The sequence below is a fragment of the Arthrobacter sp. M71 S08 genome (assembly GCF_059089725.1).
The window spans coordinates 52501-73711 of the sequence record NZ_JBNHEY010000003.1; the positions used below are offsets into that span (position 1 = coordinate 52501).

Annotated in this window: 20 protein-coding genes; 9 read left to right on the plus strand and 11 right to left on the minus strand. The window is 64.8% G+C overall.

Going from position 1 to position 21211, the window contains the following annotated elements:
* Window positions 1-116: 116 nt before the first annotated feature.
* The gene (locus tag AC5RTB_RS07650) at window positions 117-1334 is read left to right on the plus strand and encodes a PucR family transcriptional regulator (RefSeq protein ID WP_494060473.1); all 1218 of its coding nucleotides are present in this window, start codon (window positions 117-119) and stop codon (window positions 1332-1334) included.
* Here AC5RTB_RS07650 and AC5RTB_RS07655 read toward each other — a convergent pair.
* The 3 genes from AC5RTB_RS07655 to AC5RTB_RS07665 form a co-directional block, all read right to left on the minus strand.
* The gene (locus AC5RTB_RS07655; protein WP_494060474.1) at window positions 1314-1697 is read right to left on the minus strand and encodes a helix-turn-helix domain-containing protein; all 384 of its coding nucleotides are present in this window, start codon (window positions 1695-1697) and stop codon (window positions 1314-1316) included. The two genes, AC5RTB_RS07650 and AC5RTB_RS07655, sit on opposite strands and share 21 nt — an antisense overlap.
* A gap of 490 nt (window positions 1698-2187) precedes the next feature.
* Window positions 2188-2952: an SDR family oxidoreductase gene (locus tag AC5RTB_RS07660; RefSeq protein ID WP_494060475.1), complete on the minus strand. Its 765-nt coding sequence runs from the start codon at window positions 2950-2952 to the stop codon at window positions 2188-2190.
* Window positions 2949-3965: a PHP domain-containing protein gene (locus tag AC5RTB_RS07665; RefSeq protein WP_494060842.1), complete on the minus strand. Its 1017-nt coding sequence runs from the start codon at window positions 3963-3965 to the stop codon at window positions 2949-2951. Before AC5RTB_RS07665 ends, AC5RTB_RS07660 begins: the two co-directional genes overlap by 4 nt.
* Window positions 3966-4208: 243 nt before the next feature.
* Between AC5RTB_RS07665 and uraD the strand changes: the two genes are divergently transcribed.
* The 6 genes from uraD (at window position 4209) to AC5RTB_RS07695 (ending at window position 10512) form a co-directional block, all read left to right on the plus strand.
* On the plus strand, window positions 4209-4703 hold the full coding sequence (gene uraD, locus AC5RTB_RS07670) for a 2-oxo-4-hydroxy-4-carboxy-5-ureidoimidazoline decarboxylase (RefSeq protein WP_494060476.1): 495 nt from the start codon (window positions 4209-4211) through the stop codon (window positions 4701-4703).
* Window positions 4700-5041 carry a hydroxyisourate hydrolase gene (gene uraH, locus AC5RTB_RS07675; RefSeq protein ID WP_494060477.1) on the plus strand — a complete coding sequence of 114 codons (342 nt, stop codon included), beginning with the start codon at window positions 4700-4702 and terminating at the stop codon, window positions 5039-5041. The genes uraD and uraH overlap by 4 nt, the downstream gene beginning before the upstream one ends.
* Before the next feature lie 2 nt (window positions 5042-5043).
* Window positions 5044-6006, plus strand: coding sequence for a factor-independent urate hydroxylase (gene pucL / locus AC5RTB_RS07680; RefSeq protein ID WP_494060478.1), 963 nt, complete (start codon window positions 5044-5046; stop codon window positions 6004-6006).
* Between the two features lie 129 nt (window positions 6007-6135).
* Complete coding sequence (locus AC5RTB_RS07685) at window positions 6136-7689, plus strand: nucleobase:cation symporter-2 family protein (RefSeq protein ID WP_494060479.1); 1554 nt, start codon at window positions 6136-6138, stop codon at window positions 7687-7689.
* A 141-nt stretch (window positions 7690-7830) separates the two neighbouring features.
* Complete coding sequence (locus AC5RTB_RS07690) at window positions 7831-9180, plus strand: 8-oxoguanine deaminase (protein ID WP_494060480.1); 1350 nt, start codon at window positions 7831-7833, stop codon at window positions 9178-9180.
* Between the two features lie 132 nt (window positions 9181-9312).
* Window positions 9313-10512: an ATP-grasp domain-containing protein gene (locus tag AC5RTB_RS07695; protein WP_494060481.1), complete on the plus strand. Its 1200-nt coding sequence runs from the start codon at window positions 9313-9315 to the stop codon at window positions 10510-10512.
* A gap of 8 nt (window positions 10513-10520) precedes the next feature.
* Here AC5RTB_RS07695 and murJ read toward each other — a convergent pair whose 3' ends face one another.
* Window positions 10521-12053 carry a murein biosynthesis integral membrane protein MurJ gene (gene murJ / locus AC5RTB_RS07700; protein ID WP_494060482.1) on the minus strand — a complete coding sequence of 511 codons (1533 nt, stop codon included), beginning with the start codon at window positions 12051-12053 and terminating at the stop codon, window positions 10521-10523.
* A gap of 139 nt (window positions 12054-12192) precedes the next feature.
* On the opposite strand from murJ, the gene AC5RTB_RS07705 reads away from it, so the two are divergent.
* Entirely contained in the window at window positions 12193-12558 is a 366-nt protein-coding gene (locus AC5RTB_RS07705; RefSeq protein ID WP_494060483.1) for a VOC family protein, read from the plus strand.
* A gap of 24 nt (window positions 12559-12582) precedes the next feature.
* On the opposite strand, the gene AC5RTB_RS07710 is transcribed toward AC5RTB_RS07705, so the two are convergent.
* The 7 genes from AC5RTB_RS07710 to AC5RTB_RS07740 all read right to left on the minus strand — a co-directional run bounded on the left by AC5RTB_RS07710 (window position 12583) and on the right by AC5RTB_RS07740 (window position 19473).
* The gene (locus tag AC5RTB_RS07710) at window positions 12583-13971 is read right to left on the minus strand and encodes a glycoside-pentoside-hexuronide (GPH):cation symporter (RefSeq protein WP_494060484.1); all 1389 of its coding nucleotides are present in this window, start codon (window positions 13969-13971) and stop codon (window positions 12583-12585) included.
* 128 nt (window positions 13972-14099) lie between these two features.
* Window positions 14100-14696: a DinB family protein gene (locus AC5RTB_RS07715; protein WP_494060485.1), complete on the minus strand. Its 597-nt coding sequence runs from the start codon at window positions 14694-14696 to the stop codon at window positions 14100-14102.
* 42 nt (window positions 14697-14738) lie between these two features.
* A complete protein-coding gene (locus tag AC5RTB_RS07720) occupies window positions 14739-16394 on the minus strand; it encodes an ABC transporter permease (RefSeq protein WP_494060486.1) in 1656 nt (551 codons plus the stop codon).
* Between the two features lie 5 nt (window positions 16395-16399).
* Window positions 16400-17314, minus strand: a complete 915-nt coding sequence (locus tag AC5RTB_RS07725) for an ABC transporter ATP-binding protein (protein ID WP_494060487.1) — start codon at window positions 17312-17314, stop codon at window positions 16400-16402.
* A gap of 67 nt (window positions 17315-17381) precedes the next feature.
* Window positions 17382-18050 carry a TetR/AcrR family transcriptional regulator gene (locus AC5RTB_RS07730; RefSeq protein ID WP_494060488.1) on the minus strand — a complete coding sequence of 223 codons (669 nt, stop codon included), beginning with the start codon at window positions 18048-18050 and terminating at the stop codon, window positions 17382-17384.
* A 42-nt stretch (window positions 18051-18092) separates the two neighbouring features.
* Window positions 18093-18683 carry a GNAT family N-acetyltransferase gene (locus tag AC5RTB_RS07735; RefSeq protein WP_494060489.1) on the minus strand — a complete coding sequence of 197 codons (591 nt, stop codon included), beginning with the start codon at window positions 18681-18683 and terminating at the stop codon, window positions 18093-18095.
* Window positions 18684-18711: 28 nt separating this feature from the next.
* Complete coding sequence (locus AC5RTB_RS07740) at window positions 18712-19473, minus strand: IclR family transcriptional regulator (protein ID WP_490892646.1); 762 nt, start codon at window positions 19471-19473, stop codon at window positions 18712-18714.
* 305 nt (window positions 19474-19778) lie between these two features.
* On the opposite strand from AC5RTB_RS07740, the gene AC5RTB_RS07745 reads away from it, so the two are divergent.
* Window positions 19779-21206 (plus strand): NAD-dependent malic enzyme, encoded by a 1428-nt coding sequence (locus AC5RTB_RS07745; RefSeq protein ID WP_494060490.1) that lies wholly within the window; start codon window positions 19779-19781, stop codon window positions 21204-21206.
* Window positions 21207-21211 lie beyond the last annotated feature (5 nt).

A 21211-nucleotide genomic window follows, 5' to 3' on the forward strand; every position in this document is an offset into this window, starting at 1 on the left:
GCGGATCGGAAGGAGATGTGACCGGGGCCACTAGCATGGGTCTGCCTGGTATCCCAATCGACATTTGTCGAGTTCTGGAGGACCAAGTGTCGTCGTCGCGGTCCTAGGATGAGTTCGTGCAGACAACGCAGGTGGAGCTCGAGGTGGAGCGGATAGCCGCGCGGCTCGGACGCGGCCTCTCCCTGGAAGACCTCGACGGCGTGCTCCTCGCCTACAGCAGCCACCAGTCGTCGGCTGACCGCGTGCGCGTCAACTTCCTGTTGAGCAAGAAAGTCCCCGCCGACGTCAGCGCCTGGCAGCTGCAGCACGGCATTATGACGGCGGTGCGTCCGGTGTCGGTCCCCGCGAACCCTGATCTCGGGATGCTTGGACGGGTGTGCGTCCCACTGCTGGTTCGCGGCTTCCGCGTCGGGTATCTGTGGGTACAGCAGGATGCCGGCGAAGACACCGCTGCGCACATCCTTGAGCAGCTGCCCCGGGTCCGGGAGGACGTTGACCGGCTCGCGGCGCTGCTGCTGGAGGACAATACTGCCGGTTCCGAGCACCGCACGCGCCGGGAGAGGGTCTTTCTGGCGGCGATGGCCGGAGACGGCCATGCGCTGGAGGAGTGCGCGGGGTGGCCGGAACTGGACGGCACGTCGCCGTGGCAACTCACAGTGCTGCTCGACCGTCCGTCGAGCTCGCGGGGAGCTTCGCCGGATTCCGACGACGCCACCCTCGCCCGGCGCACCGCTGCCCTGCAGGCCACGGTGGGTGCCGACGTCGTCGTCTTCAGTGCCGGTGAGGCATCGCATTCAGTCCTTCTGATACGTCACGACGCCGGTCAGGCTGAGCTGGCGACGGTCCGGCGTCGTTATGGCGAGCGGCTGGCGGCAGTCACGGGAGCCGGGAACATCGACCTCATCAGCGGTGCCAGCGAACCCTTCGCCGCCCCGGACGGTCTCGCGGGTGCATACGTGCAGGCGCGGTCGGCGGCGCAGGCAGCCGCCGTGGACCCACAGTTTGGGGACGCCGTTGATTACCGCTCGATCGGGGCGTACCAGTTCCTGGCGGGCGGTGGCTGGCAGGCCTCTACGCCGCGTTCGGTCTACTTCGCCGAACTCGAGGACCACGACCGCAGCAATGAGCTCCTGCCCGTACTGGAGTTGCTGTTCGACAAGAACGGTTCGGTGCAGGACGTGGCGCAACAACTTCACCTGCACCGCAGCAGTGTCTACAACCGGCTGGCGCGGGTGCGCACGGTGATTGGCGTTGATCCGCTGAGCGGACCCGTCCGTCTGGAATTGCACCTGGCACTCAAGGCGCGGCGGTGGTCACGGCGTCCCCGCATCTGACTTCTTCTGCGAGGCCAGCCAGGCATCGATCGCGTCCCGCCTGATGCGCCGGTGGGTTCCGCGGTACTCGACCGGGATGACGCCGGCGTCGGTCAGGTTCCTCAGATAGGTGTGGGAAATGCCGGCCGCTTCTGCAGCCTGGGAAGTGGTCAACGTTTCCGCAACGGAGGAGACGGTTACAGAGTCTCCCGATGCCAGTCGCTGCAGAAGGTCGACGACGGCGTTCCTTGCCTCAGTAGGAAGCTTCACCGCAGTGCCGTCCACGAACACGGTGACGTCGTCGTTCTCCGTCAGCGCACGCGAGAGCGACCGGCGCTGCGCGTCGGAGAGTGCCGGGGCGGTGCGGGAGCGGGGTCGAATCATAAACTTCATTCTGTCAATGGGTTTGCTTATCACCACAAAAACTTTCACAATTAGCGCACAAAAGGTATCGTAATAAGACCTTTACTAAGCGAGCTTAGAGGTTGCTTGCCGTAACGACTTGCAGTTGGAGGGTGATTAAACAATGACGATTATCAACCCAGAACATCGAAGTACCTCGCTGCCCTCGACCGGGCAGCTTGTTGATCGGGACAGCGCCTTGCCTTGGTGCGATCGCTGCAGAACCGATGAGTTCCTGATTTATGAGGACTTTGTTCCTGCGCGTGTCTCCTCGGAAGGGCGGGATCTGCTTCCCGCCAGTGTCAGCTATTCCTGCTCTATGTGCGGCTCGTTCAACGGGCACCAGGTACCACCGATGTGGAGCCCTCCGCACTGGTTCTGGTACAGCTGAGCACTTCAACTGAGTTCGCGAAAGCCCCCGCCTGATGGGGGCTTTCGTGTGTGCGGAGCAGCTTTCCCGCGACCAGGCAGGTTAGCCCCGGCCGATGAAGGGCATGCCGCTTGCGGTCATCACGACGGTGCCGATGCTGGCCGATGCAGGCAGCTGTGCCATATGCAGAACCGTGCGGGCTGCTTCCTCAACCGGGAATGTCGGCTCCACCCGCCGCGTGCCGTCCGCCTGCAGCGCTCCGTCGCCGACGCCCAGCGTTGTCATGATCGCCGTGTGGGTGTTGCCTATATCGATCTGCCCGCACGTGATGCCATAGGCGCGGCCGTCGAGTTCGATCGACTTCGTGAGTCCGGTGATCGCGTGCTTGGTCGCCGTGTACGCTACCGACCGGGGACGCGGAGAATGCGCCGCGATTGAGCCGTTGTTGATGATCCGGCCGCCCTGCGGGTCCTGGTTCTTCATGGTGCGGAAAGCTTCCGCGGCGCACAGGAATGAGCCGGTGAGGTTGGTTGCCACCGTGGACGTCCACTCCTCCACACTTATCTCGTCAATGGCTCCGGCGGGACCGTAGGTGCCGGCGTTGTTGAACAACAGATCGAGCCGGCCCCAGCGTTCGCGAATCTGACTGAAGAGGTGTGCAACGTCGTCGGGCCTGCTGATGTCCGCGGGCACAACCTGGGCAAGCTCCCGCCCGCGGGCGGTCTCTTCGAGGGGCTCGCGCCGGCGTCCGGTAAGGGTTACGGCCCATCCTGCATCGAGGAAAGCGTGCGCCACCGCCTGCCCGATGCCGGAGCCGGAGCCCGTGATGACGGCGATGCGCGGGTCCTGGAGGTTCGGCTGTTTCATGAGGTGCGGGCCCAGTCGAGGAGCTTCTCCAGCGGCCAGGTAGTGATGATGCGCTCCGCCGGCACTCCGTTCGCCTCCGCCCGTTCCGCGCCGTACTGGAGGAAGTCCAGCTGGCCGGGGGCGTGGGCGTCGCTGTCGATGCTGAAGAGGCAGCCGGCATCGAGGGCCAGCTGGATCAGGTCGTCGGGAGGGTCCTGCCGCTCCGGCCGGGAGTTGATCTCCACCGCAACATTGTTCTCGGCGCAGGCGGCGAAGACTTTCCTGGCGTCGAACTCCGATTGCGGGCGCTGGCCCCGGGAACCCTGGACCAGGCGCCCCGTGCAGTGGCCGAGGACGTTGGTGTGCGGATCTCGAATGCCGCCGAGCATGCGTGCGGTCATGGTCCGGCGGTCCGACCGCAGTTTGGAGTGGACGCTGGCGACGACGATGTCCAGCCTGCCGAGCATCTCCGGAGACTGGTCCAGTGTTCCGTCCTCGAGGATGTCCACTTCGATGCCCTTGAGCAGACGAAAGCCGTCGCCGTCGTCGTTGATCTGCTCCACGATCTGCAGCTGCTCGGTGAGGCGCTCCGCGCTCAGGCCGTTTGCGATTTTCAGGTTGGGGGAGTGGTCGGTCAGCGCGAGGTATTCGTGGTTGAGTGCGCGGGCGGCGTCGACCATGAGCGGGATGGGGCTTCCGCCGTCGGACCAGTCGCTGTGGCTGTGCAGATCACCGCGGAGGAGGGTGCGAAGTTGGGAACCGCCGTCGGCGAGTGCTTCCTTTGACCGCTCCCGCAGGTCGGTGAGGTAGGACGGGATTTCACCGTCGAGCGCCTGGGTAATCACCTCGAAGGAGCGCGTTCCAATGCCCTTCATGCGTTTGAGCCGGCCATCGCGGGCCCGCTGTGCGAGTTCGTCCGGCTCGAGGTCGGCGATCGCTGCGGCCGCACGGCGGAAAGCCTGCACCTTGAAACCGGGGGCCAGTTCCCGTTCCAGCCAGAAGGCGATTTCGTTCAGGGCAGCGGCGGCGTCCATAGGCCTATCTTGCATCATTTCCGTCCTGTAGCAGGTTCCGCGCAGTCGGTTCTAAGATGTGATCCAGATAACGCTTGACAGCAACCGTGTGACACGGACTACACTGAAATCGGAATCCAAATTCCACAATATAGAAACCTTCTGGTTCCTAGACTATCGCCGGAAACATCGAGTCAAATCGAATTCGTTCGAGGGTAAGGGTGTTCAGCGCTGGCGGTAGCGCTACAACGAAAGCTGACACCCATGCGCCTTGAAACCCTCAACACCTGTTCCCCCGCTGACGCCGCCGCGCAGTTGACACCCTGCGTTGATATCCCGCGGTGGGTTGACGCCATCATCGATGCACGGCCGTTCTCCTCGGAAGCTGAACTAATCGCCTTTGCCGGTATCGCAGCGAATCCGTGGACGGAGGCCGAAATCGACGGCGCCCTGGCACACCATCCGCGCATCGGTGAACGGGCCCAGGGGGACACCACCGAAGCGACCATGTCCCGGGGCGAGCAGGCGGGCGTCAGCACCGCCACCGAAACCCAAACGGCGCTCCTGGAGGGCAACCGCGCCTACGAGGAGAAGTTCGGACGTGTCTTCCTCATCCGGGCCGCGGGACGCAGCGCTGAGGACATCCTCGCCGCGCTCGACGAGCGCCTGCACAATACGTCCGAGCAGGAGCTGGACATCATCGCCCAGCAGCTGCGCGAAATCGCCATCCTTCGACTCAAGGGGGTCCTTGCAGCATGAACCGCAGCCACATCACCACCCACGTGCTCGACACCGGAACGGGACGCCCCGCCGTCGGGGTCGCCGCCCGCCTGGACCGGCAGGCGTCGGACGGTTGGCAGGAAGTCGCGAAAGGAACCACCGACGACGACGGCCGCATCACCTCCTTGGGGCCAGAGGCACTCGACGCGGGCACCTACCGGATCGACTTTGAAACCGGCAGTTACTTCGCAGCCGCCGGCACAGAGACCTTCTTCCCGTCCGTCTCGCTCATCTTCGAACTCACCGACCCGGCACAGCACTACCACGTGCCACTCCTGATTAGTCCCTTCGCCTATTCCACCTACCGAGGAAGCTGACAATGACTACGCCAACCATCGAATCAAGCTCCACCGCACCCAACCCTGACGAGAACGCCGCGTCCAGCGGTGGCCGCATCGTCCTGGGCCGCAACCAGTACGGAAAAGCAGAATGCCGGCTCGTGAAGATCACCCGCGACACGGCCCGCCACCAGATCGAGGACCTCAACGTCACCTCGCAGCTGCACGGCGACTTCCAGTCCGCGCACACCGAGGGCGACAACTCAAAGGTTGTTGCCACCGACACCCAGAAGAACACCGTGTACGCGTTTGCCCGCGACGGAATCGGGTCTCCCGAGCAGTTCCTGCTGCGCCTCGGCAGGCACTTCACCGAGAGCTTCGACTGGGTCTCCGGTGGCCGCTGGGAAGCGGAGCAGTACTTCTGGGACCGCATCAACGATCATGACCACGCGTTCTCGCGCAACAAGTCCGAGACCCGCACAGCGGTCCTGCTCATTGAGAACGGCGTGCGCCACATCGTGGCCGGTATCCAGGACCTCACCGTGCTGAAGTCGACCGGATCAGAGTTCCACGGCTTCCCCCGGGACCGGTACACCACGCTGAAGGAAACGACCGATCGCATCCTGGCCACCGACGTGAGTGCCCGTTGGCGTTACGCGCCGGACACCACCGACATCAACTTCACAGGGATCTACAGCAGCGTGCGCGGGATCTTCCTTGACGCTTTCGCCCAGACCCACTCGCTGGCTCTCCAGCAGACCATGTTCGAGATGGGCAAGCAGGCGCTCGAGGCGCACCCCGAAATTGAGGAGATCAAGCTCTCCCTGCCGAACAAGCACCACTTCCTCGTGGACCTCGAGCCTTTCGGCCTCGACAACCCGGGCGAGGTTTTCTTCGCGGCCGACCGCCCCTACGGACTCATCGAAGCCACCGTCGAGCGCGAGCGCCCCGGCGGAGCTCCAGGCGAAGCAGCAATCTGGGCCAACATCCCCGGATTCTGCTGAGAACGGTTGGGGCGGACGTCTGACGACGCCGCCCCAACCGTGGACGACCGGCCACCGGCACGTGTCCGGTCGTTCAACCAACTACTCATGTGAGACAAGGAAGTCATACTCATGAAAGCAGTCAGCTCTATGAAATCACAGGCCAAACCACAGCGTCCCGAGGATGAACGGCTGCCCCTCGGACGCACGTTCGCCTACGGGTTTCAGCACGTCCTCACCATGTACGGCGGAATCATCGCCGTACCGCTGATCGTCGGTACAGCTGCAGGGCTTGAACAGGATGACATTGCCGTCCTGATTGCGTCGTGCCTCTTCGTTGGCGGCGCCGCGACCATCCTGCAGAGCTACGGCGTCAAGTTCTTCGGATCGCAGCTCCCGCTGGTGCAGGGTGTCTCCTTCGCCGGCGTCGCGACCATGACCGCGATCCTCAGCGGCGGCGGCGGGCTCCAAACGGTTTTCGGAGCTGTGCTGGTGGCTTCGGTGATCGGGCTTATTCTTGCCCCATTCTTCGCGAAGATCATCAAGTTTTTCCCTCCGGTTGTCACTGGGGTCATCATCACCACCATTGGCCTTACGCTCATGCCTGTCGCGGCCAACTGGGCTATGGGCGGCAATCCGGGCGCGGACGACTATGGAAGTCTGACCAACATTGCGCTCGCCGCCGGAACCCTGACGCTGGTGCTGCTGCTGAGCAAGCTCGGCAATGCCGCAATTTCCCGGCTTTCCATCCTGCTGGCGATTGTGGGCGGCACGATTATCGCAGCGCTCCTGGGGCTGGCGGACTTCTCAAACGTGGGAAGCGGTGCAATCTTCGCCTTCCCCCAGCCGTTCGCCTTCGGCTGGCCGGTCTTTGACCTGGCAGCAATCATCTCAATGACCATCGTGATCCTTGTCTGCATGACGGAAACGACGGCGGACATTCTCGCCGTTGGTGAAATCGCCAGAACCAAGGTGGACTCGCGCCGTATCGCCGACGGACTGCGCGCCGACATGCTGTCCAGTGCACTCGCGCCCGTCTTCAACTCCTTCGCTCAGACCGCTTTTGCGCAGAACGTGGGGCTGGTCGCCATCACGGGAATCCGCAGCCGTTATGTAGTGAGTGCCGGCGGCCTGATCATGGTCATCCTCGGCCTTCTGCCGATCCTCGGCCGTCTCGTCGCTGCTGTACCTACACCGGTCCTTGGTGGTGCAGGCATCGTCCTGTTCGGCACGGTGGCAGCCAGCGGCATCCGAACGCTGGCAAAGGTGGACTACGAGGGCAACATGAACCTCGTGATTGTTGCTGTCTCCCTCGCGTTCGGCATGATTCCCGTGGTCTCGCCGACCTTCTATGATGAGTTCCCCACCTGGTTCGGCATCATCTTCCACTCGGGTATCAGCTCTGCAGCCATCATGGCGGTATTGATGAACCTGCTCTTCAACCACCTCAAGGCAGGCAATCCCAATCGCGCGTCCGTGTTCGTTGCGAGCCCGCCCCGCATGGTGCGGGCAGACGAACTCGCCGCACTGCAGGACGGCGACAGCTTCCAGGGCGGCAAGCTGGTGGCCGCAGACGGCACGGAGATCCCCGTGGTGACCGCGGCGCAGTACGTCGTGGTGAAGGAGAAGCTGGATAACGGTGAAATCAGCTGCGTCGAGGACATCCGCAGAATCTGCGACGAGTCACCCGGCAAGCAGCACTAAAGCTGCCTGCGTGCCCTCCAGACACAGGGAGGCAGGCAGGGATCCCACACCTGGATCAGCAGACAGGACCACTGAGCTGACGGCACACCCCGCCGTCGCCGGTGGTCCTGTGCCGTTTCATCTACTGAAACGAGAAGGCATATGTCTACACGCATCTGGGTCCGCGACCCGCTCGCTATGTTTACCGCCAACGATTCCGACGCCGGTGGCGGGCTGGTGATCGAGGGTGCCACCATCGTGGAGCTTGTCGGGACCGGCGCGACGCCGTCGGGCGGCTACGATTCCGTCTTCGACGCCCGCGGCCACGTAATGATTCCCGGTCTCATCAATACGCATCACCACTTCTACCAAACACTCACCCGGGCCTGGGCGCCGGTGGTCAACGTGCCGCTGTTCCCCTGGCTCGTGAATCTCTACCCCGTGTGGGCACGGCTCACGCCGCGCGACCTTGAGCTGGCGACGACGGCGGCGCTCGCCGAACTGCTGCTCTCCGGCTGCACCACAGCCGCGGACCATCATTACCTGTTCCCCGGCGGGATGGAGGAATCCATCGATGTGCAGGTGTCCGTGGTCCGCGATCTCGGCATGCGCGCCATGCTGACGCGCGGTTCCATGACCCTTGGCGAGGACGACGGCGGCCTGCCGCCGCAGCAGACCGTGCAGGACGCCGAGGTGATTCTCGCGGATAGCGAGAGGCTGATCAGCAGGTATCACGAACGGGGCGCCGGAGCGCAGGTTCAGATAGCACTCGCGCCGTGCTCCCCGTTCTCCGTGACGACGGAGATCATGAAGGCAAGCGCCGCGCTCGCGGATCTGCACGACGTCCGGCTGCACACGCATCTGGCGGAGACACTGGATGAGGAGGACTTCTGCCGTGAGCGCTTCGGCATGAGGACCGTCGAGTACCTGGACAGCGTCGGCTGGTTGGGTCCGCGAACCTGGCTGGCGCACGGAATCCACTTCGATGACGGCGAAATTGCGCAGCTGGGAGCAGCGGGAGTCGGCGTCGCACATTGCCCGACGTCGAATATGCGGCTCGCTTCCGGAATCTGCCGCGCGGTGGAACTTGAGGAAGCGGGTGTTGCGGTCGGGCTGGGGGTGGATGGGTCGGCGTCGAACGATGCCTCCAACCTGATCCTCGAGGCCCGCCAGGCTCTTTACATCCAGAGACTGCGGTACGGTGCTGAGTTGGCTACCCCTGCGCGGGCGCTGGGATGGGCGACGCGGGGATCGGCGGCGGCACTCGGCCGGGACGATATCGGCCAGCTCGCCGTGGGGAAGCAGGCTGACCTTGCACTGTTTCGACCGGACGAACTGCGTTTCTCCGGTAGCCACGACCCGCTCTCCGCCCTGTTGCTGTGCGGCGCGGACCGGGCGGACAGGGTCATGGTCGGCGGTCAGTGGCGCGTCGTGGACGGCGCCGTCGTCGGTCTCGATCTGGAGTCGCTCATTGCCGAGCACTCGGCAGCTGCGCGGCGGCTGGTGGGATGAACGGCATTCACATATTCCTCCTTGCCGGGAAATATTGCGCGACGACCCGCCGTTCCCAGTCGATTTCAAAGGTTTCTCAGCTAACTTTCCTAAGCTGGGACAAGACTTCCCGCCCAATTACAGGAAGGCCTCGTGGACCCGCACCCTGAAAGTGCCCACAGTGCCATTACGCAGCGCCGTGCATTGATTGTCAGTACTTCGCGTGACCGGGGTGCGCTCGCTGCGGCCCGCTCGCTCCGTGCCGACGGCTGGACGGTAGGGGTGGGCACCCCTGACGGCAAGGGGATGCTCTGTACTTCCCGGGCAGTCTCCGCCCGTCACGTTGTTCCCCGTCCCCGCGGAGACGGTGACGCCTTCATCGCGGGTGTCCGTGCTGCCGTCGAAGCCGGCGGATACGACGTCGTCTTCGGCGGCGGCGACGACTGGATGGCCGCACTCGCCACCTACCGCAACAAAATCCCGACGACGGTGGTGCACCCTTCGCCGGAGGCGGTCAGGAAGGCCCTGGACAAGGTGCTGCTCACTGAGAGCGCTGGGCGCGTAGGACTGCCGGCGCCGCGAACGGTACCGGCAACACCGGATGCGGTGGCCGCGTGGGACGGTCCGGTTGTTGTGAAGTCCCGTGCCCACTGGTCACCCGGGCAGACCCGGCCGCACCGCATCGAGGCGCGACTGTTCGACAGCGTCGCTGCCGCGAAGGAACGCGTGGACTACATGGAGCAGCTCGGGGCCGAACCGCTCCTTCAGGAACCAATCAGGGGGCAGCTGGGCGCACTGATCGGGTTCTTCCGGGACGGAAAACTCGAGGGTAGGGTCCAGCAGCAGACCCCGCGCCTGTGGCCCACTCCGAACGGTGCCTCCGCACGGGCAACAACAGTAGCCGTCAACCAGGCGCTCGCGGAAAAGGTCGAAGCGCTGCTCACAGACATCGGCTGGTGGGGACTGGTGGAGCTGCAGTTCCTGACCGACGACGACGGCGTTTCCCACCTCATCGATTTCAACGGCCGGTTCTTCGGGTCGATCGCCCTGACGAATGCCGCCCGCCCCGGGCTGGCTGACGCGTGGGGCAGGCTGGCGCTCGGCGAGGCGGTCCCTCACCTGGCCGATGCGCCTCCGGGATTCAAGTACGCGTGGACGGCGGGTGACCTGCGCCGGGCGCGCATCGAGCGGCGTGGCGGACTTGTTGCCGACGTCCTCGACACCCTGCGCTGGGCCAGTATGTCAAAGCACAGTGTGTGGGATCCGAAGGACCCCGGACCAACCATGCACCTGATTACGTCCCGGTTCATGCGGGACAAACCGGTCACGCTTCGACCTTCCGCCACGTCGTAACCGACCGGTCAGCGGCGCCGTGCCGCCCGGAGCATGTCGAAAGGCACCCGGCCCTCGGGAGCGCGCAGCACAATCAGCCCGAGCGCGTAGGTACCGCACACCGCGACCGCGACCACGGAAACCGTCATCAGCGCCGGCCCGGGCACCAGGTTCAGCAGGAGCACGCCTACAGCGCCGGCGACGGCGGCCAGGAGAGCCGCGCGCAGCAGGAGGACAAGAGCAGCACGCAGGTCCACGCCGTCGTGCCGGTATCTGAGAAGCCAGGCATTCGCGACGGCGGCGAGCACCAGGGAGGCGGTCGTCGCCAGCGCGATTCCTGCGATTCCCATGATCGGTGCCAGCAGGATGTCGCCCACCACGTTGACCACCATGGCGATGACCGAGACCACCACGGGTGCTTTTGCGTCACCGAGCGCATACGCCGTACTCACAACCACCTGGCGGCACCCCAGTGCGAGCAGGGCGGGCGTGTACCAGAGAACAGCGGTGGCGGTGTCCTGGATGTCCTCGGGAGAGAAGGCGCCGCGGCCGAAGGCGACCTCCACAAGCGGTTCAGCGGCGACCGCCAGCACCACGCACAGGGGTACGAGGATCGTCACGGTGACCGAGAGGCCGCGGTTCACGAGGCGCCTGAGCTCCGGAAGGTTGCTCACTGAGGCGCTGATCGCGGGATAGAGCGGCACGAGCAGCGAGGCGATGAGGAGCTGCTCCGGCAGATTCACGAGGCGCCACCCATAGGAGAGCGCGGTGATGGCGCCCTCCTCGAGCGTGGAGCCCACCGCGCGGTCCACGAGCGTGTTCACGTTTCCGACGGCGCTGCCCACCAGCATCGGCGGCACGAGCACGGCAATTTCACGGAAGCCCGGGTCCTTAAGCTGCAGCCGTGGGCGTACCCGTGTGCCGAGGCTGCGCAGTGGGGGCAACTGCAGCAGGAGCCGCGCGGCGGAGCCGACCACGAATCCGACGGCGAGGGCCGTAATGCCATAGCGGGGACCGAAGAGTCCTGCAGCTGCGATCATGATCAGGTTGAAGGGGACGCCCTGCAGGGACGCCCATGCGAAGCGCCCGTGTGACTGGGCCAGCGCGGCGAGCAGGTCGGTGCCCGCGACGAGCACCGTAGCGATGAGCACTATTCGGGTGAGCGTCGCAGCGGTGGCCGTTTCGCCGTCGTCGAACCCGGGTGCCAGCAGCGAGGTGACGGGGCCGGCGAAGATTCCCATCACGATTCCGCCCACGCCGAGGACCACCATGGTGAGGGTGAAGGCGACGTCGAAACCGGTGTGGCCCCTGCACCCGTTCTCCTCCGCAGCGGCTTCCCGAGAAACCACCGGGATCGCGGAACGGGCCATCGCATAGGCCACGAGGCCAAGCACGATGTTCATCAGGCCCTGCGCCACAAGGTAGGCGTCGAGCTCCGCACCCGCTCCGAACACTGCCGCTATGACGACGTCGCGAAGGAACCCAAGGAGTGTGGACACCGCCGTGAGGCCGGTGACAAGGACGGCAGCCCTCGAGATTGACTTACCCCCGAGTCTGGCCACGAAATCCCACACTATCCTTCCTGAGCGGCACACGGCTGCACCTGCCGGCCGGCGTTGACAGAATACATGCCCCCTTTCCAGCACCTGTTGGGAGGCACCAAACTGGTCCGGTTACACCGCTCAACCACGGGGAGGTCCCATGAAGCTGCAACTTTCGGCAACAGTGCTCGATTCGCCCGACGCGCGGGCGCTCGCCGACTTCTACCGTCGCCTGCTTGGTTGGGAGGTGAAATTCGAGGACGATGACTGGGTCATGCTCAAGGCGCCCGAGGGCGGCGCGGGGCTGTCTTTCCAGACCGAGCCGCAGTACGCCCGGCCTGTCTGGCCGGCGGGCGAGGGGGACCCGCAGATGATGATGCACCTGGACATCTACGTTGACGACCTCGACGCTGCCGGTGCGCACGCGGTGGAGCAGGGCGCGGAACTTGCGGCGTTCCAGCCGCAGGAGGACGTCCGGGTCTACCTCGACCCTGCCGGCCACCCGTTCTGCCTCTTCGTCGATTGAGCTGGTCCGGCGTCCAGACGGGCCCTAACGTGACTCGCCGGCGTCATTTCCGGCGGAACCACTTCCCGCGGAGCTGCGCTGCTGGATGGTCAGGACAAGTCTGGCATGTGCGTCGTCAGTGAGCGGATACCACCGCATGACGCCGACGGCGAGAAGAAGGACGATCGCGGGAGCAAGGCCGGCAGCTACACGGATGCCAAGTTCCGCCGTCGCGCTTTGCTCTGTTACTCCGGAAACATAGCCGCCCCAGGCGAGGGCGAAGCCGGCCAACGCGCCACCCAGGGCCATACCGACCTTTCGCGTCGAGGCCAGCAGCGCGTAGTTGGTTCCGTCGGTGCGGTGCCCGGTTTTCCACTCGCCGTACTCGACCGTGTCAGCAACCAGGGCCCACAGCAGAATGCTGACGGCGGCTCCTCCCGTCAGGGAGAGGAACATGCCCCCTATTGCGAGCCAGACGAGCTCCTCCGGGGCGGCGAACACCAGGACACCGCCGGCCGCGCCCACGATCCCGCCGGAAATGTAGATGCACCGCTTTCCCCAGCGTTGAACAAGGCGCGGGGTCACCAATGCAAGAACAAGCGTGATGACCACCTGCGCGCCCGTGAGGAACGCAAACAGCTCCAGTCGGCCAAGGACATCCCGCAGGTAGAACAGCTTCGCCGTGTTCGTGACCACGTTCGCTGTCATGAAGAACAGGGAGCTGACGCAGAGGACCTGTAGGGGCACGTTCTGGGTAAGCGTTGCCCGAGCCTCCCGCAGGGAGAGCTTTGGTGCGGACGAGGGAAGCTGCTCCCGTGTCGCCAGTGCGGTGAACAGGTACAGGAATGTTCCGATGAGGGCGAACCCGATGGTCAGTGTGGTCAGGACATCCCGGATGTTGGCACCGTCCTGGAACTGCGGTGCGATGAAAATGCCGAGGAAGGCCGTGGTGGCCAATCCGCCCATTGTCCGGGCGCTCGCCAACCGGGCGCGATCCCGGGGATCCCGGGTGAGGGTGCCGGCGAGGGCTCCGTACGGGACGTTCACCAGGCTATACGCGAGGCAATACGCGAAGTAGGACAGGTAGGCGTAGGTCAGCGTGCCTGCGGGATCGAGAGTGTGGATGTGGAACATCGCCACCGATAAGAACAACGGGACGGCGCCCAGGAGAAGAAAAGGTCGAAACTTCCCAAGCCGACGGTGGCGGTTACGATCGGCGATCCTCCCTGCGAACACGTCGGCTGCCGCGTTGAAGAGTCCGGCCAGCAGCAGGAGAGTGCCTGCGGCAGCGGCCGGGATGCCCGCGACGTCGGTGTAATAGACAAGCAGGAACATCCCCGCGGTGGAGAAGGTCATGCTGTTCGCGATGTCGCCGGCGCCGTAGGCGGCGACACTGGTGAAGGGGAGTCGTGGAGGAGTCGCTCGCTTCGTCATGGTCCCCGCTCTGGTCTCGCTCGGATTCTGAGACCACCTCAGAAAACGTTTTCCTAAGCGTAGCGTTCAAATGCGGCCAGCGCGCATATGACCTTTCCGATGCGGGGGATGACGGAGGCTATGGATTGCTACCGCGGTTGCCGTGCACCGTGTTCGAATCGCCGCGCTGCTGTCTCGATTCGTTCCCAGTGGTCGGCCCATTCCTCGGTACTGCGCTGCGGCATGTTGGGGTCATCAGGGCCGCGGCCGGTGGCGCCGTCGAGCTGCTCGCGTAGGATGTCCGCTTGACCGAGGTGCTGGGCAGTCTCGACACACATGTGAACGAGGATCTGCTGCAGGGTCACCCTGCGGCGTTCCGGTGACCACCACGGAACCTCGCCAACGGCATGCAGCGGAAGCGCGTCGATAGTGGCGTCCGTGTGCGCGGCCGAAAAGTGGTGGAGCTCGATGATCTCCTCCCGGGTTTCCTCTGCGGTAAGCCACAGATCTGCTTCCGGTGCGGCGTCGTCATGCAGCCAGGGGAGGTCCCGGCCACTGGGGCGATTGAACACCTCGCCGAAGTAGCCCAGCTGGACGCTTGCGACGTGCTTGACCAGCCCCAGCAGATTGGTTCCGGTAGGTGTAAGCGGCCTGCGCGCGTCGTAATCAGCCAGACCTTCCACCTTGGCCAGGAGGTCGGCGCGGCGCAGGCGCAGGTATCGGTGCAGAACTTCCTTATCATCCATGGAGGCACTCTACTGGCTGCCTCCGACAAGGACTATGGAGACTCAGCCTGCCTCCAGATCCCGACGGCGGAAGGCAAAAGCTCCCGCAGCGACTAACACCAGCGCGACCAGCGCCGCCGTTGCGACAGGAATGAGATCGAGGTCTTCAGCGGGCACGCGGGGCATCAGGCCGAACGGCTCGGCATCGGTGACCGCGTCGGGCAGGTTCAGCAGGGGGCCGTAGAGCCCCACGATGATCGAACTCAGCAACAGGAGCCATACCCACCAGCGGCCGGCCCGCAATACGCCGTAGGACACTGCGGCCAGACCAGCGAAGCCCATGACAAGGGGAAGATAAACCAGTCCCGCGAGGGCGAAGTCCCCCACAAGGGTCGGATCGCCGAGCGAAGTTCCCGCCCCCGCACCCAGCCCGAGTCCCGTCGCCAGAAGCATGACCGCTGAGCCGAGGGTGGTGACCACGAGCGAGCTGAGCAACCAGCCCGTGCGGCTGACCGGGGTGGCGAGGACCGCGCCGGTGCGACCATCAGCTTCCTCACCTCTCAGCCGGTTGACCGAGACCACCGCGTACACGGCCACTGCCATCGCGAAGAACGCGGTGAAGGAAGCGAGCGTTGCCCGCAGGACATCCCCTCCGGCGCCCTGGCCGAACACTGCGGCCAACTGGGGCTGTGCTTCGAAGCTTTCCACGATGCCCTGTCCCATTGAGCCCGTCAGCAGGGCGAAGGTCAGAAGACCGCTTACCCACCCGATGATGTTGCCCCGTTCCATCCGAAGGGTAAGTCCGACGGGATGGATCAACGACCTACGGGCGCTGCCCCGACCGCTTCGCGCCGGAACCAGACCAGCGCCGAAGTCGCGGTGTGCCGTCAGCAGCACAGCAACGGCCAGCAGCACTGCGAAAAGCGCGATGCAAAGCAGGAGCGGCCACCACCGCAGGTCAGTGAACGCCCGTGTCTGCTGCGCCCACGCAATGGGTGAGAACCAGGAAAGTGCACTGCCTCCAGGCTCCTGCGCATCACCGACGCCGCGCACCACAAACGCCAATGCCAAAGCAGCCCCCGCTATGCCGGATGCGGTGCGGGCGTGCTCGCTGAGCTGTGCCGTTACTGCTGCGACGCCGCCGAAGACCAGACCCACGAGGGACATTCCGGCAGATACAGCCAGCGTGTCCTCGAGCGCCAATCCGCTGCCTAACAGGCCGGCGGTAAGAGCGGCACCGATGGCAGCGTTTGCCACCAGCAGCGTAAGGAGGGCGGCCGCCAACGGCGCACGCCTTCCCACCACGCCGGCACGGAGCAGCTCCGCCCGGCCGCTTTCCTCCTCCGCACGTGTATGCCGGACGACGAGGAAGATCGACATCAGCGCGGCGGCGACCGCGAGCATGCCGAGAAGCTCGTTGGTCACTATGGCGCCGAAGGTGTAATTGTCGGCGCCGTACCCGGGGCCCGTAAGGAGAGCGCCGGAGGGTTCCTGCATGATGTTCGCGCGCGTCTGCAGGGCAGCCTGGTCAGGGTAGGCGAGGGGGATTACAGCGGCGAAGTACGCGGCCGTTCCGCCAATCCCCAGTGCCCACGCAGGAATCCGTATCCGGTCCCTGCGCAGGGCAAACCGGAGCAGTCTGGTGGTTCCGGTAAGGCTTCCGGCGTTGCTCTCGGCGGCTCGATGTTTCCGCTGATCAGCAGTGATCGTGGCGTTCATCGGGCTCACCTCCCACCGCTGGAGGCGGCGGCGTTGCGCTCGCCCTCTCCATACTGGTGGAGGAAGAGTTCCTCCAGCGACGGCGGCGTGCTGATGAGGCTGCGGACGCCCAGCGGAATGAGGTGCGCCAAGGCGGGCGGGAGGGCAGCGTCGTCGGCTGTGAAGTGCACCCGGTCCTCCTCCCGGCGGACGTCATGGACGCCCGGGATGGAAGTGACCGTTGTCGCGTCACCATCGCAAACAACGACGACGGCGGTGCGCCGGAGGTGCCGAAGCTCGGCCAGGGTCCCGCTCTGCACGGCCCGGCCCTGCCGGATGATGGTGACACGGTCACACAGTGCTTCCACCTCCGCGAGGATATGGCTGGAGAGCAGCACCGTGCGGCCCGCGGCCTTGACCTCCCGGATGCACTCCTGGAATTCACGCTCCATGAGTGGGTCCAGGCCGGATGTCGGCTCGTCCAGGATCAGGAGTTCGACGTCGCTGGCCAGGGCCGCGATGAGTGCCACCTTCTGGCGGTTCCCTTTGGAGTAGGAGCGCGTCTTCTTGGTGGGATCGAGGTTGAACCGTTCGAGGAGTTCGCTGCGCCGCGCTCGATCGACGCCTCCGCGCAGACCGGCAAACAGGTCGATTGCTTCGCCGCCGGTGATCTTGGGCCAGAGGCTCACATCACCGGGAACGTACGCCAGCCGGCTGTGAAGCTCCACGGCGTCCCAGGGGTCCCGTCCGAAGAGCCGTGCAGTGCCGGAGTCTGCCCTGAGCAGCCCCAGCAGGATGCGGATGGTGGTCGACTTTCCCGCACCGTTGGGGCCGAGGAATCCGTGGACTTCGCCGGGATCAAGCGTGAGATCGAGTTGGTCGAGTGCGTGTACGGAGCCGAAACTCTTGTTCAGCTGCCGAACGTCAATGATTGCTGACATGGCAAACACCTTCTGGGAAGAGTGTTGGAACAGTGGGGTGAGGCGGTGTTGTGAAGGCGCGCAGGAGTCAGGGCTGTGGGGGGTCGCCGACGTACATGAGGTAGGCATCCAGCATGGAACGATCGGTCATGAGGCCCTGCGTGAAGAGCTCGGTACTGGGCAGGCCCATCCGGGCGAGGTAGCCCCGCAGTGCGCTGGCGATATCCGAGGGGTCGGTAGGCGGATTGAGGTTCAGGTCCAGTAGTAAGGCGCCGAATCCCTGGACTGTGAGGTACCGGGCGCGGGCCTTTTCATCGAGTGAGGGGAGGATGGTTCCCGCTTTGACCCCTTCCGCTATCCATTCTTCCGCGTCCGCTGCGAAGTGGTCGATGAATGACCGCGCGAGATCTCCTCCGGCCTGCAGGCTCTGCAGCGCGTAGCCGACCAACGGCGCTGACTCCTCCACGGAGGCCATGGTGAGCAGGAGCTTATCAGCGGACGCTGGGCGGACTGCCTGCTGCTTGTACTCCCGGATCCTTTGCAGAACGTAGGTGTCACAGCTTTCGCGGAGGCCCTGCTTCGATCCGAAGTGATGCAGAACCAATGCCGGACTGACGCCGGCAGCATCGGCGATGGCGCGCACACTGACGTTGAAGCCCGAGCGCCCGAACAGCTCAACAGCCGCGTCGCGCAACCTCGCGCGGGCGGTGAGATCGGAGCGGTCAGCGTCGGCCGCGTCCTTCGAGACTAAACGCATGTTCAGTATGCTAAACCTGTGTTCAGCCAGAGGCAATAGGGGCTAGGTGAGTTGTCCCAGATCACGCCGCATGATCCATCTAGTGCGTCCGGCACTCGTCGCCTTCGTTTCAGCGACCCGCTCGAAGCCGACCTTCTCGAACAGCGCCGTGGTGCCGACGAAGGCCAGTGTGGTGTTGATCCGGGTGCCCTCGGCGTCAATCGGATAGCCCTCGATCGCAGGTGCGCCGTGTGAACCGGCAAACGTCACGGCTTCCTGCAAAAGCCGGGTGGCAACCCCACGACGCCGGTATCCCGCCTTGACCACAAAGCAGATGACGCTCCACACCGGAACATCGTCCACCTGCTGAATCGTGCGCGAACGGGTGAGCCGCCCCATGTTGGCCCGGGGGCCGACGGCACACCAGCCCACGGGTTCGCCCTCAAGGTAGGCGAGCAGTCCGGGCGGTGGGTCCTCACCACACAACTGCCGCATCCGGGCAGGCCGGCCTTCGGTGCCCAGCGCACTGAGTTCGGACGACGCCAAACGGGGAGACAGGCACCAGCAAGCCCCGGCGCCCGGCATTTTCGGCGCAAGGAGGGAGGCGACGTCGTCGAACCGGTCAGCCGTGGCGGGGTGGACCTCAACCGTCATGGACGCATGATACGCCGCTTGCGTGAACCTAGCTGGCGAGGTTGAGGTCGTCCGAGATGGCCTGCGCCGCGGATCGGAGCAGCGGTACGGCTTTGTCAGCGAATCCTTCGTCCACGCGGGAGATCGGTCCGGAAACCGAGATGGCGGTCGGAGTGGGAGCGTTGGGCACGGCCATCGCGAAACAGCGGACGCCAAGCTCCTGCTCCTGCTCATCGATGGAGTAACCGCGCTCGCGGATCTGGTCGAGCTCCTCAAGAAGCTGATCCACTGAACTGATGCTCTTCTCCGTGGGCGTGGGCATGCCGGCCCGCGTCACGATGTTGCGTACGGTCTCGTTGTCCAGCTGGGCCAGGATGGCTTTCCCGACGCCGGTGTCATGGGTATGAGCCCGGCGTCCCACTTCGGTGAACATGCGCATGGAGTGTGAAGAAGGTACCTGGGCAATGTAGACCACCATGTCCGAGTCGAGCACCGCCATGTTGGAGGTCTCGCCCAGGCGGTCCACGAGCATCTTCAACTGCGGACGCGCCAGCGCGCCGAGCTGCTTGTTGGCGCCCTCGCCCAGCCGGATCAGTCGAGGACCGAGGGCGTAGCGGCGGTTGGGAAGCTGGCGGGCGTAGCCCTTCATCACCAGCGTGCGCAGGAGCCGATGGATGGTGGGCAGCGGCAGGTCTGTCGAGGAGGACAGCTCGCTCAGAGTGACCTCACCGCCCGCGTCGGTGATCAACTCCAGCAGTTCGAATACGCGCTCAACCGACTGGACGCCGCCACCTGCAGCCTTCTCAGCCATTGGGTTTCCTTCCTCATCGGATCGCTCGCGCTGCTCAGCTCGACCCGTGTGCATAGTTTCCCTAACCATATCGCAATTCCACCTGATGGAAACTATTTTCCCTCGATTGTGAACGGAGGGACTGTAACTATTCTTGGGTCCCGAGACGGGCTCGTGCCGCGGTGGGCCGCACTGCTGCACTGGCCTCTCCGGAAGGATCGCCCGTCAAATGGCGAGGCGCTTGTGTTTCCATAAGACAGATAATAATATCCATAATACGGAAACACACAGCAGGCCGGGAACGGCCGCACCCAGGAGGATCTTCAATGGCGAGTCCTAGCCCCGGCTACTCAATCACCCTGCGCGTCCAGGCGCCGTCGAGCTTTACCGCTACTGCGGAACTGGCCGCTGCCGTCGGCTCCACCGGCGCATCCATCACCGCCCTCGATGTCACCGAATCCCACCACGACAGCATCGTGGTGGATGTCAGCTGCAACACCACGGACGCCGCCCACGGTGAGCGCGTGCGGGATGCGCTCAACGCTCTCGACGGCGTTCACGTCAAGAAGCTCAGCGACCGCACCTTCCTGATGCACCTCGGCGGAAAGCTGGAAGTCGTCCCCAAGGTTCCGCTGCGCAACCGCGACGATCTCTCCCGTGCCTACACTCCCGGCGTCGCACGCGTTTGTCTTGCCATTGCGGAAAATCCCGACGACGCCCGCCGCCTCACCGTCAAGCGCAACACCATTGCTGTGGTCACCGACGGTTCGGCCGTGCTGGGCCTCGGCAATATCGGCCCGGCTGCCGCGCTGCCCGTGATGGAGGGCAAGGCCGCCCTGTTCAAGCAGTTCGCCAACGTGGACGCCTGGCCCGTTTGCCTGGACACCCAGGACACCGAGGAAATCATCAGCATCGTCAAGGCGCTCGCGCCCGTCTATGGCGGCGTGAACCTTGAGGACATTGCCGCGCCGCGCTGCTTCGAAATCGAGAACCGGCTCCGAGCGGAATTGGACATCCCGGTTTTCCACGATGACCAGCACGGCACCGCCATCGTGACGCTGGCCGCGCTCACCAACGCGCTCCGCGTAGTGGACAAGCGGATCGAGAACGTGCGCATTGTGGTTTCGGGCGTCGGCGCTGCCGGGTCCGCCATCATCCAGCTGCTGCAGGCGCAGGGCGCGAAGAACATCGTCGCGTGCGACCGCAAGGGCGCGATCCACAACGGGCAGACCCACACGGACGAGCACCGGCGCTGGATCGCGGAGAATACCAACCAGGACGGCTTCGCTGGATCACTCCACGAAGCGCTGGCCGGCGCGGACGTCTTCATCGGCGTCAGCGGCCCGAACATCCTCGGCGAGGAGCAGGTCGCTTCCATGGCTGACCAGGCAATTGTCTTCGCGATGGCCAATCCGGATCCGGAGATCGACCCGATCATCGCCGCACGGCATGCGGCCGTCGTCGCCACCGGCCGCAGTGACTTCCCGAACCAGATCAACAACGTGCTCGCCTTCCCGGGCTTCTTCCGGGGACTGCTCGACGCCGGTGCCTCCGACATCACCCCGGAAATGCTTGTTGCCGCGGCTGTCGCAATCGCCGCCCGGGTGGACGATGATGAACTCAACGCCAGCTTCATCATTCCCAGCGTCTTTGATCCGCACGTCGCCGGCGACGTTGCCGCAGCGGTTGCCGCAGCAGCTCACGCGTCCGCCGGTTCAGCGGATCAGCGCCCCGCCGCAGTATCAGCAGAGTAGGAGCA

Excerpts from the sequence above, each read along its gene's own strand:
- AC5RTB_RS07725 (WP_494060487.1), bottom strand. The coding sequence starts at position 17,314 with ATGTCAGCAATCATTGACGTTCGGCAGCTGAACAAGAGTTTCGGCTCC.
- AC5RTB_RS07705 (WP_494060483.1), top strand. The coding sequence starts at position 12,193 with ATGAAGCTGCAACTTTCGGCAACAGTGCTCGATTCGCCCGACGCGCGG.
- AC5RTB_RS07740 (WP_490892646.1), bottom strand. The coding sequence starts at position 19,473 with ATGGCTGAGAAGGCTGCAGGTGGCGGCGTCCAGTCGGTTGAGCGCGTA.
- AC5RTB_RS07720 (WP_494060486.1), bottom strand. The coding sequence starts at position 16,394 with ATGAACGCCACGATCACTGCTGATCAGCGGAAACATCGAGCCGCCGAG.
- uraH (WP_494060477.1), top strand. The coding sequence starts at position 4,700 with ATGAACCGCAGCCACATCACCACCCACGTGCTCGACACCGGAACGGGA.
- AC5RTB_RS07745 (WP_494060490.1), top strand. The coding sequence starts at position 19,779 with ATGGCGAGTCCTAGCCCCGGCTACTCAATCACCCTGCGCGTCCAGGCG.
- AC5RTB_RS07660 (WP_494060475.1), bottom strand. The coding sequence starts at position 2,952 with ATGAAACAGCCGAACCTCCAGGACCCGCGCATCGCCGTCATCACGGGC.
- AC5RTB_RS07730 (WP_494060488.1), bottom strand. The coding sequence starts at position 18,050 with ATGCGTTTAGTCTCGAAGGACGCGGCCGACGCTGACCGCTCCGATCTC.
- uraD (WP_494060476.1), top strand. The coding sequence starts at position 4,209 with ATGCGCCTTGAAACCCTCAACACCTGTTCCCCCGCTGACGCCGCCGCG.
- AC5RTB_RS07655 (WP_494060474.1), bottom strand. The coding sequence starts at position 1,697 with ATGATTCGACCCCGCTCCCGCACCGCCCCGGCACTCTCCGACGCGCAG.
- AC5RTB_RS07685 (WP_494060479.1), top strand. The coding sequence starts at position 6,136 with ATGAAATCACAGGCCAAACCACAGCGTCCCGAGGATGAACGGCTGCCC.
- AC5RTB_RS07665 (WP_494060842.1), bottom strand. The coding sequence starts at position 3,965 with ATGGACGCCGCCGCTGCCCTGAACGAAATCGCCTTCTGGCTGGAACGG.
- pucL (WP_494060478.1), top strand. The coding sequence starts at position 5,044 with ATGACTACGCCAACCATCGAATCAAGCTCCACCGCACCCAACCCTGAC.
- AC5RTB_RS07735 (WP_494060489.1), bottom strand. The coding sequence starts at position 18,683 with ATGACGGTTGAGGTCCACCCCGCCACGGCTGACCGGTTCGACGACGTC.
- AC5RTB_RS07715 (WP_494060485.1), bottom strand. The coding sequence starts at position 14,696 with ATGGATGATAAGGAAGTTCTGCACCGATACCTGCGCCTGCGCCGCGCC.
- AC5RTB_RS07710 (WP_494060484.1), bottom strand. The coding sequence starts at position 13,971 with ATGACGAAGCGAGCGACTCCTCCACGACTCCCCTTCACCAGTGTCGCC.
- AC5RTB_RS07690 (WP_494060480.1), top strand. The coding sequence starts at position 7,831 with ATGTCTACACGCATCTGGGTCCGCGACCCGCTCGCTATGTTTACCGCC.